At 57.1% G+C, this 16,514-nt stretch carries 14 protein-coding genes; 4 read left to right on the top strand and 10 right to left on the bottom strand.

Translation table 11 applies throughout. The features are described from left to right. Positions 1–320 precede the first annotated feature (320 nt). Entirely contained in the window at positions 321–1,913 is a 1,593-nt protein-coding gene (locus RISK_RS22315) for an FG-GAP repeat domain-containing protein (protein ID WP_160311487.1), read from the top strand. Further along, positions 1,910–3,232 carry a tetratricopeptide repeat protein gene (locus RISK_RS22310; protein ID WP_083435120.1) on the top strand — a complete coding sequence of 441 codons (1,323 nt, stop codon included), beginning with the start codon at positions 1,910–1,912 and terminating at the stop codon, positions 3,230–3,232. The genes RISK_RS22315 and RISK_RS22310 overlap by 4 nt, the downstream gene beginning before the upstream one ends. 15 nt (positions 3,233–3,247) lie before the next feature. On the opposite strand, the gene RISK_RS22305 is transcribed toward RISK_RS22310, so the two are convergent. Beyond that, on the bottom strand, positions 3,248–4,519 hold the full coding sequence (locus tag RISK_RS22305; protein ID WP_047816497.1) for a thymidine phosphorylase: 1,272 nt from the start codon (positions 4,517–4,519) through the stop codon (positions 3,248–3,250). A gap of 261 nt (positions 4,520–4,780) precedes the next feature. On the opposite strand from RISK_RS22305, the gene RISK_RS22300 reads away from it, so the two are divergent. Both RISK_RS22300 and RISK_RS22295 read left to right on the top strand, forming a co-directional pair. Next, complete coding sequence (locus RISK_RS22300) at positions 4,781–5,983, top strand: type IV pilus twitching motility protein PilT (RefSeq protein WP_047816496.1); 1,203 nt, start codon at positions 4,781–4,783, stop codon at positions 5,981–5,983. Continuing rightward, positions 5,984–7,324: an ATPase, T2SS/T4P/T4SS family gene (locus tag RISK_RS22295; RefSeq protein WP_047816495.1), complete on the top strand. Its 1,341-nt coding sequence runs from the start codon at positions 5,984–5,986 to the stop codon at positions 7,322–7,324. A gap of 1,034 nt (positions 7,325–8,358) precedes the next feature. Here RISK_RS22295 and RISK_RS22285 read toward each other — a convergent pair. The 9 genes from RISK_RS22285 to RISK_RS32340 form a co-directional block, all read right to left on the bottom strand. Beyond that, complete coding sequence (locus RISK_RS22285) at positions 8,359–8,745, bottom strand: F0F1 ATP synthase subunit epsilon (RefSeq protein WP_047816493.1); 387 nt, start codon at positions 8,743–8,745, stop codon at positions 8,359–8,361. A gap of 3 nt (positions 8,746–8,748) precedes the next feature. After that, positions 8,749–10,188 (bottom strand): F0F1 ATP synthase subunit beta, encoded by a 1,440-nt coding sequence (gene atpD, locus RISK_RS22280; RefSeq protein ID WP_047816492.1) that lies wholly within the window; start codon positions 10,186–10,188, stop codon positions 8,749–8,751. Between the two features lie 150 nt (positions 10,189–10,338). Further along, a complete protein-coding gene (atpG, locus tag RISK_RS22275; protein WP_047816491.1) occupies positions 10,339–11,229 on the bottom strand; it encodes an ATP synthase F1 subunit gamma in 891 nt (296 codons plus the stop codon). A gap of 21 nt (positions 11,230–11,250) precedes the next feature. Further along, entirely contained in the window at positions 11,251–12,774 is a 1,524-nt protein-coding gene (gene atpA / locus RISK_RS22270) for a F0F1 ATP synthase subunit alpha (RefSeq protein ID WP_047816490.1), read from the bottom strand. 73 nt (positions 12,775–12,847) lie between these two features. Further along, a complete protein-coding gene (gene atpH / locus RISK_RS22265) occupies positions 12,848–13,531 on the bottom strand; it encodes an ATP synthase F1 subunit delta (protein ID WP_047816489.1) in 684 nt (227 codons plus the stop codon). Positions 13,532–13,541: 10 nt separating this feature from the next. Next, the gene (atpF, locus tag RISK_RS22260) at positions 13,542–14,270 is read right to left on the bottom strand and encodes a F0F1 ATP synthase subunit B (RefSeq protein ID WP_047816488.1); all 729 of its coding nucleotides are present in this window, start codon (positions 14,268–14,270) and stop codon (positions 13,542–13,544) included. A 10-nt stretch (positions 14,271–14,280) separates the two neighbouring features. After that, on the bottom strand, positions 14,281–14,538 hold the full coding sequence (gene atpE, locus RISK_RS22255; protein ID WP_007327179.1) for an ATP synthase F0 subunit C: 258 nt from the start codon (positions 14,536–14,538) through the stop codon (positions 14,281–14,283). A gap of 256 nt (positions 14,539–14,794) precedes the next feature. Then, a complete protein-coding gene (atpB, locus tag RISK_RS22250; RefSeq protein WP_047816487.1) occupies positions 14,795–15,844 on the bottom strand; it encodes a F0F1 ATP synthase subunit A in 1,050 nt (349 codons plus the stop codon). Between the two features lie 26 nt (positions 15,845–15,870). Further along, positions 15,871–16,317, bottom strand: a complete 447-nt coding sequence (locus RISK_RS32340) for a hypothetical protein (RefSeq protein ID WP_047816486.1) — start codon at positions 16,315–16,317, stop codon at positions 15,871–15,873. Between the last annotated feature and the right edge of the window lie 197 nt (positions 16,318–16,514).

Raw genomic sequence — 16,514 nt, 5'->3', positions numbered from 1 at the left:
GCGGTTTCCGTGCACAACCGGACGTTCGTCATGCGAAACCCAATGCGGATCGAAATCCGTGGCTCTCAGTTCCCCTGAGCAGACTGTTGATATAGTCAGCCGGAACGCGATGGCATCCGGTTCGTTTCTGGTAACCGTGAGCTATCGCCCATCGGCTGATCGCTCAATCTTCCAACCGGATTCAATCAACTGCCTGCCAGGCCACGTTAAGATGAGCGGTCTGCTTTGTTGCCATTTGAATCAGCCGTTTCACGGACCTCGCTCAATCCATGCCACCCGTTCCTCATCCTTTCTGTCGTTTGCTGCCAACCCATCTCCTCGTGGCGTTGTCCTCCGCCGCGGTTTTCGGATTGGCGGGTTGCGACACCGGTGACAGTGTTGAGCCACAGCTCGTCGATCGCCTGATCGCCACCCCCACCCATGCTCGGCCAACCGATCCGGAATCGATCCGGGCATTTTGCGGTGACTGCCACGCGTCGCCCGACCCTGGGATCTTTGAATGGGATCGCTGGGAAGAAGAAGTCGACCAAGGGTTTCGACTGTACCGAGAATCCTTGCGTGACGATTTGGTGCCGACGGATCGTGACGCCACCTTGGCGTACTACCGTGATTCATCGCCGCAAAAATGGGACATGCCGCTTCCAAAGCGAACGCTGGACAACCGCTTCGAACGACACGTCATCGAGTGGCCGGGGAAGCCAGCCATCAGCGCCGTTTCTAGCCTCTTGAGGTTGCCAGACCAGGATCAAAACCCGGTGCTGGCACTCACCGACATGTGGACCGGCACCGTCGCGAAATTCGTGGCGAAGCAACCAAGCATCGAGCAAATCAAAGTGGAACAGCTCGCTTCCGTTGCTCATGCATCCCACGTGGCGGAATCCGATTTGGACGGCGATGGGCAACGAGATTTCCTGGTGGCCGACCTGGGAACTCACAACCCACAAACCGAACACGAAGGCAACGTGTGGTGGTTGAGACCGGTCCAAGCTGACGCCGGCAACTCCCATTCGGGCATCATGTCCGAACTGAACTACGAACGAATCCCGTTGCGACTGGCCATGTCGCGTGTCGCCGATGTGCGGCCGATCGACTACGACGACGATGGGGACCAAGACATCTTGGTCGGCGACTTTGGCTTGCACTTCGAAGGCGGCCTGCACCTCGGTTTGAACCAAGGCATCGATGCCCAAACAGGCATTCCGCAGTTTGAGTGGCGAACTCTGGACGAACGACCGGGCATCATCACGATTGAAGTCTTGGACTTCGATCAGGATGGCAAGCAAGACTTCCTCACGCTCCTGACACAGCACTACGAAGCGATCCAGTTTCACCGCAACAAAGGCGACGGAACCTACGAAACCATCGTGCTGCATCAAGCACCCAACCCGGCCTACGGTTCGAGCAGCATGGAAATCGTCGACTTCGATCAAGACGGTGACTGGGATATTTTGGCAACCAACGGCGACACGTTTGATGATTCGTTGGCGAAACCCTATCACGGCATTTGGTGGCTCGAAAACAAAGGTTCCTTCCCGCTGACACGCCACGAGGTGGCAACCATGCCAGGTTGCTACCACGCCGCGACCGGCGACTTCGACCATGACGGTGACCTGGACATTGCAGCCACGTCGTGGCTGGGCAACCAAGAGATCGCACGCTACCCCGCGGACTCGTTTGATGGATTGGTGTGGTTCGAAAACAGGGGCCAGGCTTCGAAGGATTCAAGCTTCACGTTCCAACGCCACACCCTCGAAATGAATCGCTGCCAAGCTGCAACGTTGGAAGTCATCGACTGGAATGGCGATGGTCACGATGATCTGTTGGTGCCCCAATCGGTGATGGCGTTTGATGTGACTCAGCCTCTCGTCGTCTGGATCAACCGCGGCGATGCAACGAAGGAGCCCAACGAATGAGCTCCTCCAAACACAATCGCCGCCGACCAACGACTCCGCCATCCGCTGCATCGGTCGCGCCTTCTTCATCGACACGGTCTCGCAAACCAATCCTTTTCACGATCGCCGCCTGCATGGCGGGTTTGCTGATCGCGTTGATGTTGCCTTCTCGATTGCACTGGCATCGCTACGAAACCCATCTTCGCAACACCAACTATGCCGCCGCGACCAGGTCGCTCGAGTCCGCTGAACGTTGGTGGGCATCGACCGCCAGCGTCACCTTGGCAAACGCGAACATTCTGGCACAGCAAGGATACGACGACCGAGCGATGGCGGCGATCGTTGCCGCCGAGAACATCGGCGCGGACCCAGCGGTCGCCGCCGCGATGAAGTCCCGACTGAAATGGCAGAGCGGGAATCTGGATTCGCGAGCCCAACGATATGACGCCCCTGACCTCACACCGGATGACTTCGCTGCCATCGCAATGGGATACATCGTACGTGGAAACGAGGCCGATGCCGCGAAGGTCACGCGGGCTTGGCAACAACGGGATCCCCAGGATGCCTCAGCAGATGTGATCGCGTCGCTGATCGCCCAGAACCGCGAAGACGTCGAACAAGCCGACAAACGTCTCCGAGACGCGATCCGAAAGAATCCCGAACACGTGACCGCCCGTTTCGAGTTGGCTCAGCACCAGTACGCTCAGCGAAACTTTGACGCCGCCTTGGCTGGTTTTGAATCGGTGATCGCAACGCTTTCACCGCACGTCCCTGCCGGCGATCGCGTTTCGATCAATGGAGAACAACTGCATGCGTCCCAATTCATTCGCGCGTTGATCTTGCAAGAACAAGGACGCATCGAGGAGGCCGAAGACCAATTCAAAGGTTTGCTCGAAAACTTTGAAGACGATTTCGCGATTCGTTACTCGCTGGCCAACATGCATGCCTTGCACGGACAGGGCGATCAAATCTTGGAGACACTGAAACCGATTCTGGGTCGATTCCCCGATGACATCTCGCTGAACTACTTGATGGCCACCGGCGAAACGCTTCGCGGAAACGTGTCTCAGGCCAACGACTGGATCAACAAGTACTTGAAGGCCCGCCGTCAACTGAACCAGCTCTTGGAAGCCGAACGAAAGCGAGGCAATCGCCCACCCGATCCCGAGTTTTACATGCAGTTGGCGGAAACCTACCTGCGTTTCAAATGGGATGACGCGAAACCTTGGTTGGACTTGGCCGCCTCCTTGCAACCCCGATCGCCTCGCGTGCGACGTGGTTACCAGCAGTTCTACGAAAACTCCGGCAACTTCGAACAAGCCGCCCGATACAGCAACTGACAATCGCCATCGCATTCAATCATTGCGGCTGAGCGGAAGAATCAACGGCCGAGCAGGGACGTTTGTTTCCGACAACTGAACCGGCGTGATGGGCGGGCAGGGCTTCGGACCTTCATGCACCGTCCACAAGGGCTGGCCGGCTTCGACACGATCGCCGATGCGAACGTGCAGGTCGATTCCCACGGAAGGGTCCACTGAGTCGGTCGTTTGACGTCGGCCTCCTCCCATCGCAATGATCGCGTCACCGATCGCGGGACAGTCGATCGATTCGACCCAACCGGATCGTTCGGCCACGTGTTCGCTTCGCCGCCCCAGCGGCAGATGCCCGGAAAGCTTGCCGCCTTGTTCATGCACCATTTGTTCAAACCGCTGCATCGCGTCGCCCGAATCCAGCTTGCTGGCGAGCAATTTCTCAGCCGCTCGCAAATCGCTGGCCTGCTTCGTTGCCACTAACAGTTCCGCTGACAATCGTAACGTCAACGCTCGCACCTCTTTCGGTCCACCACCACCGAGCACATCGAGCGACTCGTTGACCTCGATCGCGTTTCCGATGGCGCGTCCGAGCGGTTGATCCATGTCGGACAAAAGGGGAAGGGTGGGCAGCCCAGATTCCGCACCCACCTCCTGCAAGCATTCCGCCAACTCCGACGCCTGCTCGATTGTCGGCATGAACCCTGCCGACCCGACTTTCACATCCATCACCAACGCATCCAAGCTTGCGGCCAGCTTTTTGCTGAGGATGCTGGCCGTGATCAGCCCCACGGATTCGACCGTCCCAGTCACATCGCGCAGCCCATACAACCGACGGTCCGCCGGGGCGATGGACTCGGTCGCTCCCACGATGAAGCATCCCACGTCTTTCAGGACTCGGCTGGATTGGTCGATCGTCAGTTGAGTCTCGTAACCCTCGATGGCTTCCAATTTGTCGAGCGTCCCGCCGGTTCGCCCCAGTCCGCGACCACTGATCATCGGCACATCCACGTCGCAACACGCCAGCAGCGGAGCCAGGATCAGCGAAACCTTGTCGCCCAGTCCTCCGGTGCTGTGTTTATCGACGCGGGGACGATCGTTCACGCGAGGCAAGCGTTCACCACTGTCGACCATGCAGCGGGTCAACTCCGCCGTTTCACGTCGGGTCAATCCGCGAAAGTAGATTGCCATCGCCAGGGCTGACATCTGGTAATCGGTGACTTGGCCGTCGCAGTAGCCCTCGATCAAAAAACGCCACTGGTCAGCGTCCAGCACCCCTCCATCCCGCTTGATCCGGATTAAATTGGCGGTCAGCATCGAAGGCTTGCCTTGAGAAAGACGAGGGAAGAGGAAGCGTGTCAGAAGACGCAAGCACGGGACGCAGGGGAGATCCACCGGGGCCCAGTGGAAAACCACCCAGGGACATCCTACAAACATCTGGCTTGTCTTTCGACAATTGGCCTCGATCGACTAAGCTAGGGCCTGAGCTCCACCTGAAGATTCTTTTCCTCCTTCCTCCGATTCACGGGAGATTTCGCCGATCGGGCGGACATTCCCCGGTCACGCGAGAACAAACGTATGGCACACGGCGCAGCGAAATCCGTTCCCGCAGGCCCCCCCCGCGATATGTCACCCGATGCGGTTGCAGCGCGGCTGAAAAGCAGTTTGCTCCAGGAAAAGAAGGAACTGGAAGTCGACAAAATCTTCCGGGCCCTGGTCAAACTCGAGGGTTCCGACCTCCACTTGAAAGTCGGCCAGCCTCCCTTGGTCCGGGTCGGTGGTGAACTCAAACCGCTCAACCGGGGACCCATCGAAGCCGAAGAAATGGTGCGATTGCTGCTCCCGATGATGGATGAGCGCAACCTGGTCATCTTCGAAGAAGAAGGCGGGGCTGACTTTTCGTACCAAATCGACGTCGACGGGGTCCGCTGGCGGTTCCGGATCAACATGCTGAAATCGCTGGGCAACATCGGCCTGGTCGCCCGTCGGATCAGCAACTTCATCCCCGATTTTCGCGGTCTGTTCCTTCCTGATTCCATCGAAAACCTGTGCCACTATGACCAGGGCATGGTCCTGCTCGCTGGGGTCACCGGTTCGGGAAAAAGCACGACGATCGGTTCGATGCTGAACTACATCAACAGCATCTACCGCAAACACATTCTGACGCTCGAAGACCCGATCGAATTCATTTTCACGGAAGACAAATCGCTGATCAACCAACGAGAAGTCGGCCAAGACGTGGTCAACTTTTCAGTTGGAATGAAGCACGCTGTGCGGGAAGACCCCGACATCATTCTGGTGGGTGAGCTTCGCGACGAAGAAACGTTCATGACCGCGATTCACGCCGCCGAAACCGGTCACTTGGTCTTCGGAACGATCCACGCCGCGAGTGCGTCGACCTGCATCGGCCGGATCCTGGACTTGTTCCCCGAAGAAATGCACAACGCAATCCGCAGCGCCATCGCCTTCAACATGAAAGGCATCGTCGCTCAGAAACTGCTCCGGAGCATCAAGCCCGGCGTCTCACGTGTGCCCACCTGTGAAGTGATGACGTTCTCGCCGATGATTCGCAAACTGGTCCTCGAAGGCCAAGACAGCAAACTACCCGATGCCATTCGCATCGGTGCCGAAGACGGCATGCAAGACTTCACCATGAGTTTGAAAAAATTGATCGACGACGAATTGATTGATCGGCCGACCGCGTTCGCAGTCGCACCGAACAAGGACGCGCTGAAGATGGCGCTCAAGGGAATCGACGTGAAAGCACCAGGAATCCTGTAAGTGGCCAAGCAATCCAACGACGAAGTCCAACTCTGGCAAACCGTCGCTCCCGTTGAATTTGTTCCTCGGGTCAAAGACAACAACGAACTGCAAGCGTTGCTGATCAGCACCCGCCAAGGCGCCGGCAATGCCATCGCTGGTGGCCAAATTGCGCACGCGATCGCCTCTCGAGCCACGCACATGTTGCTGGACTTTTCGAAGTCGGCCTGTGCGATTCGCTATCAGATCGACGGGGCCTGGGAACAACTCCCGCCGCTGGATCGCGAAAGCGGCGACGCGATGCTGTACGCCCTGAAACAGCTGTGCTTGATGAACCCAGCCGATCGTCGCGGCAGCCAAAAGGGCGGCATGCAGGTCAAACTGGTCAAGGACAAGTACCAATTCAATGTCCAATCGCAAGGCGTGCCCACCGGCGAACGCGTGATCTGCCGTCTCGAAGCAGAGGAAATGCCATTCAGTAAATTGGCCGACCTCGGGATGCGGGACAAAATGATCGAACAGTTCAAAGAGAAATTGAACGGTTCGGGCAACATCGTCTTGATCACAGCCAAGAAGAGCGAAGGGGTCTCGACCTTCTGGAACGTCGCCATCAGTGCCGCCGACCGCTTGGTCCGCGACTTCCAATCGTTCGAACCCGCGGAATCACCCGACCCTGAGATCATCAATATCTCACCCAACTTGTTCGGAGGCGACACCGGGAAAACCGAACTGGAGATGGTCAAACGGATGGTTCTTCGCGAACCCGATGTGCTGTTGTTCCCCAACCCTCCACAACCTGAATCGCTGCAAATCGCCCTCGAACAAGTCGCCGAGGCGGATCGACAAGTCATCCACCGGATGGCAGCCGAGGGTGCCATGCAAGCCTTGCTGACGTTCGTGGGACGCTACCCAGACTGCCGCAAATTGATTGCCGAAAACATCGGCTGCGTGATTCACCAGAGACTGGTTCGTCGCTTGTGCGACAACTGCAAAGTCGGTTTTGAACCGCCACCCAAGTTGCTCGCTCAACTTGGGATCCCAGCGGGTCGAGTGCCGTTGCTCTACAAACCATTCATCCCGCCACCGATCGAACAGCAAGTCGACGAGAGCGGCCGGCCCGCACCGATCACCCCGTGCCCCGTCTGCAATTCAAGAGGCTACCACGGTCGCATCGGACTGTACGAAATGCTGACGCCAGGACCACAGCTCAAAGCCGCTTTGGGCAAAACACAGGACGCCGGGCAGTTGACCGCGATCGCCAAATCCGAAGGCTTCCGCCCCGTCCAATCCGAAGCCGTCCTCACCGTCGCCCGCGGGCTGACCAGCCTGGACGAACTCAAACGAGCCTTCGCCAAACGCTAGTCCGCCATTCCGGACACGTCGCCCCACATTGGCACAAGCAGCTCCACCCTTCGTAGGCCGGATCGCAGCGGAGCGACGGACTCTGCATGGCGGCACTCACCTTGGTTCCACTCAACAAGGCCCGATGGGTCGGTCGACCGACCCATTGCCGGGGCCGTCAGGCCCCGGACCGGTGAACCGCCCAACCAGGCAGAGCTTAGGCACAAGGTGGTCCTCGCTTGTACCCAGGCTCCTGCCTGGGAACGCCATGCACCGCAGGCTCTGCTGCTAGCCTGCCGCGTACAGGAGGCAGGAGCCTCCAAGACGATGTGTTCCCAGGCACAGCCTGGGCACAAGGTGATACTCGCTCGTACCCAGGCTCCTGCCTGGGAACGCAATGCACGGCAGGCTCTGCCTGCTAGCCCGCCGCGTACAGGAGGCAGGAGCCTCCAAGACGATGTGTTCCCAGGCACAGCCTGGGCACAAGGTGCACGCATAAAGGGGACGGAGGTAGTTTAACCATATTTCTGCACCGGAGTGCTGCGAAAGCATTCTCGCTATCGGATTGGCGGAGCCCGTGTCAATCACCATCGTTCGGCTCAACAAGGAACGATGGGAGTGGCGTTTTACTAGAAAACGGGTGTGGTTGATCGGTTTCGAAAACCATCGCACGGGGACGTGAAACGGGGGATCGCCTGGCGACGGAGCGGCAAACAACTGCCGTCGCTCCGCGACTTGGGGGCCTGGGTGTCGACGAATGACCTTGGGTTGAAAACCCAAGGCTTTCGGCTGTCGTCGCTCCGCGACTGGTTGTGCGTGTTGGGGTGGGAGCCAACAACCGCGAAGCGGTGACAGTTGTCAGCCTCGGGTTTCAACCCGAGGTCTCGGTTGCAAACCACCGCCCACCAAGTGGAACCGAATCGTGCCAACCACGATCTCGGGAGGCTGGTCGAGTTGGGCATCAACGATTCAGCAGTCCAACTCGGCGCAAACAAAAACACGTCAGCCAAAGCTGCCGTGTCAATGTTGTTTCTGATTCGAAGCGTTTGCGAAGCCTAGCGGCTGGCTCGCAGTTGCCCGCGAGCTCGACGCACAGCGGCGTCTTTGATTTGAGCTTGCTCGGGAGTGGTGCTGGGCATGTCCAGTGCTTCCGCCAATGTCTTGGTGGCTTCGTCGTTGTCGAGCAAATCGACTGGGATCGCTCGGCTAGTCAAAACGTTCACGACATCATCTTCGACTTGGGCGAAACCGCCGTCGACGAAATAACGTTCGGGTCCGCTGACCGTTTGCAAACGCAACACACCGTAGCCGAGACGGCCAATCATCGGTGCACGACCACCTTGCACACCCAGTTCGCCATCGAACATGGGCAGGGCTACAAAGTCAGCTTCCCGATCCAATTCCGTTCGTTCGGGGGTGACGACGACACATCGAATGGACATCGGTTACTTGGACTCCATCTTTTTGGCTTGCTCTTCGGCTTGCTCGATCGCACCGACATACATGAACGCTTGCTCGGGCAAGTGATCGTACTTGCCATCACAGATTCCTTCGAAGCTGCGAATCGTGTCTTCGAGCGAGGTGATCTCACCGGGTTTGCCGATGAAGACTTCCGCCACGAGGAAGGGTTGCGACAGGAATCGTTCGATGCGACGTGCGCGGTGAACGATGGTCTTGTCCTCTTCGCTGAGTTCGTCAACACCGAGAATCGCGATGATGTCTTGCAGTTCGCGGTAACGTTGCAAGATCGTTTGAACGCGGCGGGCGATCGTGTAGTGACGGTCGCCGACGTACTGAGGGTCCAAAATTCGCGAGTTCGAAGCCAACGGGTCGATGGCGGGATAAATCCCTTTTTCCGAAATCGAACGCTCAAGATAAATGAACGCGTCGAGCTGACCGAACGCCGTGGCCGGTGCGGGGTCAGTCGGGTCATCGGCAGGCACGTAAACGGCTTGCACCGATGTGATAGCACCTTGCTTGGTCGAGGTGATTCGTTCTTGCAGAGCACCCATTTCGGTTGCCAGCGTGGGCTGGTAACCCACAGCCGATGGCATCCGTCCCAGAAGTGCGGACACTTCCGAACCCGCTTGCGAGAAGCGGAAGATGTTGTCGACGAACAACAGCGTGTCGGCACCGGTTGTGTCGCGGAAGTATTCCGCCATCGTCAGTGCGGACAGGGCAACACGAAGACGCGAACCTGGTGGCTCGTTCATCTGACCGAACACCATGCAGGTTTGCTCGATCACGTTGCGACCGGTCGAACCGATCTCAGTTTCTTGCATTTCCAACCAGAGGTCGGTGCCTTCGCGAGTTCGCTCACCCACACCAGCGAAGACCGAATAACCACCGTGGCTGGATGCGATTCGAGCAATCAATTCGGTCAGAATCACGGTCTTGCCCAGACCGGCACCACCGAACAAACCAGCCTTCCCACCACGAACAAAGGGGGTCAAAAGGTCGACGACCTTGATGCCCGTTTCGAACAATTCCGTGTTCGTCGACAGTTCGTTGAGAGGCGGTGCTTGACGGTGAATCGGCCAGTAGTCGTCCGCTTGCACGTCACCCCGTTTGTCGATCGGTTTGCCGAGCACGTTGAAGACGCGGCCCAGCGTTGCTTTTCCGACAGGAACCGAAACCGGGCTGCCGGTATCGATCACGTCCATGCCTCGCATCATGCCTTCGGTCGAACCCAAAGCAATCGCCCGAACACGACCACCACCGAGGTGCTGTTGCACTTCGCCGGTCAAGTCAATGGTGACCCCTTTGTGCTCGCTTTGGATTGTCAAAGCGTTGTAGATCTTTGGCAGTTGACCTTCAGGAAACTCGGCATCAAAGGTCGAGCCGATGACTTGAGTGACGCGGCCGGTGGCGGTTGCAGTGGACATGGGGGAGAAGCTCCTAGCGGTTAGCTACTAGCAGTTAGCTTAAAGATTGAATGAGGTGGTGTGTTTTCGTGGTCGGTTGGTCAGTTCAAAATCGGTGTCTCAAAAAAGCTAGTGGCAAGTCGCTCGAAGCTCTTGATCGGCCCGCAGGCATCAGCCTTCCAGGGCCTCGACACCACCGATGATTTCCATGATTTCGCCGGTGATCTGACTCTGACGGGCACGGTTGTAGGTCATCGACAACTGCTTGATCATGTCGCCGGCACTCTCGGTCGCTCCCTTCATCGCGATCATTCGAGCGACTTGCTCGCTGACGGCGGAATCCAGGAAGCACTTGAACAACTTGACTTTGAAACTGGTCGGAACGACTTCTTCCAAGATGCTTTCGGCCGAGGGAAGGAATTCGTATTCCGCATTGCTTTCGTCGGGGCCACCCGAGGCAGACTCCGATTCATCGCCCAGCGAACCAAGCGGCAACAACGTTTCGATCACCGTTTGTTGTTTCGAAGTGCTGATGAACTTGGTGTAAACGACATCCAACCGATCGATTTTACCGGTGATGTACTCGGCCAAGTAACCTTCCGCAATCTTCTCAACATCGTCGTAAGCAGGCTGATCTTCAAACTGCAGGAACTGCTGATCCGTTTCGATCCCGCGGAACTTCAATCCGTTGACACCGCGTTTGCCACTGGCATCGATGATGACGTTCGGAATCGACTCACGAAGCGTTTTGATACGTGGCATCGCGGTCCGCAAAACGGACGCGTTGTAACCACCGCACAAACCGCGGTTACTGGCCATAACCAGAACCCGCGTGGTGTTGATCTTTTCGCGTTGTTCCAACAGCGGGTGCTGCACGTCCAACCCGGCATCCGCGAGGCGCGAGACGATTTTGGTGATCTGCTCGGTGTAAGCCGTGGCCGCTGCTGCGCGGTCCATTGCTTTTTTGTACCGAGCCGTTGCGATCAGCTCCATCGTCCGCGTGATCTTGCGGATGTTGCGAATCGACTTGCGTCGTTTATCAAGGGCACGTGCGTTGGCCATGAATCAATCCGCCTTTCGGGTTCAGGCTGCAGGGGTGGCGGGTTTGTAGACAGTCTTGAACTCTTTGATCGCCGCAACAATGCGTTCGACAATCTCATCGCTCAAGGCCGGCGTCGCAGTCAGATCGCTGATCAGCGAAGAGTGCTTGTCATGAACGTACTGCAGGAATTCCTTCTCGAACCGCTGCACTTCTTTGACAGCCACGTCATCGAGGTGACCGTTCGTGCCGGCGTAAATGCTGATCACTTGCTCAGCAACCGAAAGCGGTTGGTACTGTGGCTGCTTGAGCAACTCGACCATGCGGTAACCACGATCCAGCTCAGCTTGGGTCGCGGGATCCAAGTCCGTCCCCAGTTGGGCAAACGCTTCCAAAGCACGGAAGGCGGCCAGTTGCAGACGCAAACCGCCAGAGACCTTTTTCATGGCCTTGGTTTGAGCCGCACCACCCACGCGGGAAACACTGATCCCGGGGTTCATGGCGGGGCGAACGCCCGAGAAGAACAAGTCGGGCTGAACGTAGATCTGACCGTCGGTGATCGAAATCACGTTGGTTGGGATGTAAGCCGAGACTTCCCCTTCCAGTGTTTCGATGATTGGAAGGCTGGTGATCGATCCGCCACCGAGCTCATCGGACAACTTCGACGAACGCTCCAGCAAACGACTGTGACAGTAGAACACGTCCCCGGGGTAAGCTTCGCGGCCTGGTGGGCGACGCATCAGCAAGGACATCTGGCGATACGCCGTGGCTTGCTTGGACAAGTCATCGTAGACGACCAAAGCGTGCCCGCCATTGAACATGAAGTGTTCAGCCATCGCGGTGCCGGCATAGGGAGCGATGTACTGCAACGGAGCAGGAGCACTCGCACCAGCGGCGATGACGGTGGTGTATTCCATCGCACCGTGACGTTCGAGGACGTCGACGACCGAAGCAACGGCGGAGTCCTTTTGTCCGATAGCGATGTAGAAACACTTCACGCCCTGACCCTTTTGGTTCAGGATCGCGTCGATCGCGATGGCGGTCTTGCCGGTCTTGCGGTCACCAATGATCAGTTCGCGTTGACCGCGTCCGATCGGGGTCATCGAGTCGATGGCCTTGATCCCGGTTTGCAGAGGCTCGGTGACCGGTTTGCGTTCGGCAACACCCGTTGCGATGATTTCCACCGGGCGTGTGATGTCGGTTTGAACAGGTCCCTTGCCATCCAACGGGTTCCCGAGTGGATCGAGCACACGGCCGATGACCGCGTCGCCAGCAGGAACGGACAACAGCGTGCCCAGAGCTTTGACTTCTTGACCTTCTTCAATCGTCAGGTACTCACCGAGAATGATGACCCCGACGCTGTTTTCTTCCAAGTTGAAAGCCAGTCCGATCGAGCCGTTGGCAAACTCGACCATTTCGCCAGCCATGACGCCGGACAGGCCGTACACGCGAGCGATCCCGTCACCAACTTCCAAGACCGTTCCGACTTCTCGGACGTCAACTTTGTTATCGAATTGTTCGATCTCGGCCTGCAAGACAGAGGCGATCTCGTCGCTATTGAATTTCACTGGACCGTACCGTGTTTTCCGATGGTGGTTTGTGCGTAAATGGTTTGAGGAGGGCGTTCAACAAACGTGATGATCACGATGTTGAACTGAATCGATCCGAATGTTCCAGCAACTGCCGGGCGAAACCAGCTGCGGCGGACTTGCCAAGTTTGTCCAATCGGCTGGCCACCGACGAATCGAAGACCGTGTCACCGACTCGGATCACCATGCCACCAACCAAGCCCGTGTCGACGGACTCTCGGAGGCGAACGGTTTTGCCAAATCGGGTTGAAAGCTGTTGGGTGACTTCCCCACGAAGCTGTTCCGTCAATGGAACCGCCGTGCGTACTTCTGCGACCAGTCGACCAGCCGCTTCGTCGAACAAATCGACCGCCGCATCTCGAACCGCGACCAAGTAACCGAGCCGACCACGTTTGGCCATCACCTTCATCAACTTGATCAAGAGGGGATGACTGTTTCCACCAAACAAACGGTCCACCACCCGGCACTTTTCAGCAGCGTCGATTTGAGGCGATTCAAACGCCAGTTGCAGCTTGGGGCTGTGCAACAAGGCTTCATCACAAATCGCATTCAAGTCGCTGACGACCGCATCGGTGGATCCATCCGCTTGAGTCGCAGCGAGCAACGCCCGTGCGTAGGTCTTGCCGAGTTGTTCGGCGCCGACGTCAAGGACGGTGGAATGCGAGGCGGTTTCGGACACGTTGGGGGTCTCGTCGGTTGAGCGTCGTAGGAATTTCAGGGAAGGAAGTTTGACCACGTCAACGGCGTTAGTTTTGGCTGGGCAGCCGTTCCATCGATTGACGAATCAAATCCGCATGGTCATCAGCCGACAATTCGCGACCGACAACGCTGCGAGCAACTTGCATGGCCAACTTGGACGTTTGTCCGGCCATTTCAGCCATCGCAACTTTCTTCGCGTTCTCGATGTCCGACAAAGCACGCTCGCGTTGAGCAGCCGCTTCCACTTTGGCAGCATCGACAATTTTCTGTCCGTTGGCTTCGGCGTCGCGACGAGCATCTGCCAACATGCTTTGAACTTGGCCGGTGGCCTCATCCAATTTCAGCTGGTAATCGCTCAGCATCTGCTTCGCTTCGGCACTGGCCTTTTCAGCCGATTCCAAATCTTCGCGAATCTTTTCTTCGCGAGCCTGCAAACCGCCCAAGACGGCTGGCCAAACGAATTTGGACAGAATCGCCAAGACACACAGGAAGATGATCAGGTTCCAAATGGCCGACCCGACGTCAAACGACAACAACGGAGTCGTCGCATGGTCTTCGTCGCCGTGACCATGTTCGTCTCCGGCGGCTTCATCGTGCCCATGGTCATCACTTTCGTGATCATGGTCATGATCGCCACCTTCGTTGTTCGCCGCGTCCGCATGAGCGTCCACCACGGTCACTTCATCTTGTGCTGCCAAGGATCCTGCAGGTGAAACCACCAACAGCGCCAACGAGGCCAGCAAAGTGAGCGAGCTAATTGCAAGCAAGCGTTTCATCAATTTCGACCTAGCCGCGGCACAACAGAATGAACACCAACGCGATGACGGTTGCACCTTCGATCAGTGCCGCCGCGATGATCATCGCTGTTTGAATTCGTCCACCAGCTTCAGGCTGACGCGACATTGCGTCGACAGCACTGCCACCAATGCGACCAATGCCCAAAGCGGCACCGATAATGATCAATCCGATTCCGATCCCCAGACCCATGCGGCCGAAGTCGTAGGAAGCGATTTCTTGGGCCAACATCATTGCCAGTTCTAACATCTTCAGATTGCTCCGTAAAAATTTTGAGCGAGTGAAAGGGGAAAGGTGTTTTTTGAGTGCCGAAGAATAGTCCAACCAAGTCGAACCGTCATGCCACCCTGCTGCAGTTTCGTCAGAAAGGAGTGGAAAAAGCTTCCGCTCCCAATCGCCTGACGGCGTGAATCAAACAGTTTGCCGACCTGGGGCTATTTCCTCTGCTCCAAGCCTCGAAAGCGAGCGACAAAATGCCACATCGCTTTTCAGTCCACCAAACCGATCAAACACCCGCTGGATGACTTGCACCCACAGCAGGACTGATACGGCTGGGATCAAAAATCTTGTCAGGGTCCATCTGGTTGGCGTCGGTCATCGCGTTTGGGTCATGGTCCAATTCCTCATCATGCTCGTGAGTGGCCATCGCAGCGATGAACAGCACGGTCAGGAACGTGAAGATGAAAGCCTGCAAGCAGCAAACAAACAACTCCAACAACGTCAGCGATGTCGCGACCAAAACCACCGGCACGCTGACCGCATAAGCCATCCCGTCACTCGCAGCACCCGCCGCGAAGATCAGACCGACGAAAGCGGCGAGCACCAAGTGACCCGCCATCATCGTGCCGAACAACCGCATGGCAAGCACGAAGCACTTGACCAGCAAACTGAGCCACTCGAGCACGTACAGCATCAAAGCGATGGGCAACATCATGATGCCGCCATCCCAGCCAATCGGGTTGAAGTGGTTGAAAAAGTCTTTGGCACTGGTTTCGCGAATCCCAATGAAAATGATCGCGAACAAGGACGTCAACGCCAACACGCTGGTCAACGACAAGTTCCCGGTGGCACTGCCGCCCCAATGCGAAAATGCCTGGTTTCCTGTGATCAACTGCAACATGTAGCCAAACGGGATCACACCCAAAATGTTGGCAAACAGGATGAAGAAGAACACCGTCCAAATGTAGTGAATGTATTTGTCGGTCAGCCCGTGCAAGTTCGGGTAAGCGACCTCGTCGCGAATGAACGCGCAGATCGTCTCAAACAATTGCGACAGCCGACCGCGTGTTTGATAGCGGCCCAAACCTTCGCCATGGAAGATGCTGATTTTTCGCGAGCACAACACGCCCGTGATGATCAGCAGCAAGCCCACCATGGCGGACATCATCAAGTGATTGGTGATGAAAAATTCGTAGAAGCCATCCCGAACACCCAAGGCGGGCACGTCGGTGCCGTCGCCACCAAATGGGATCTTGAGCAACGGCGAATCATGCAACGCGTGCGGAATCGCGTGATCGGTCGGGTCGTGACCAGCTGCGGCTAAAAATGGCAACATGACAGTTGGATTGGGTCGGGATGATTTCAGGCAACGTCACGGCAAGCGAACCGTGCGATCACAACGACTTCGACCGACAGCAAACTGACGTGCCAAAACAGCACCCAGGCGGCGGACCAAGTCTCGGGAGCGTCCAAGTAATAACTACTGGCCAAAAACAAAGCAACGGTCCCTACGATCCGAATCAGCATCCCAGCCAAAAAGCCTTGCGCCGCCAACCACCGATCGGCACTGATTTGAACCGACATCAACCGCGGAAAGACCGATGCCAGCGAAATCGCCCAACTGGCGATTGCCAGCTTCCGCCACACCGCCCAGGGACTGACCAGCGACACAATGCCCCAGGTCAAATCACCAAAAAATTGGCTCTCCGCCCATTTTCCCAACGCAATCAGCACGTACATCAACAACCACGCCAGCGTGATCGCCATCACCGTGATCAGAATGACTCCGTACTGAGTTCGTCGCTTCAAAGGTCATTGCCTGCGAAGAGGTCGTGCGGCTTTTAAATACTTTGCTCGTAACATCTTGCGAACCCCGACCGTTGGCAACGGGAGGGGTCGAAAAACGAGCGTTCAGCAAGATTTTCGGGGGAAGGCAGGACGCGTTTCCCATGCCAGTTTCCGTCCCTGACGCACGCCTGAACGGCGTCGCCCGACTTCCAAGAGAG

The sequence above is a fragment of the Rhodopirellula islandica genome (genome assembly GCF_001027925.1).
Classification (GTDB): Bacteria; Planctomycetota; Planctomycetia; order Pirellulales; family Pirellulaceae; genus Rhodopirellula; species Rhodopirellula islandica.
Note: the sequence above shows the minus strand (reverse complement) of the source record. Positions and strands in the feature narration are given on the sequence as shown.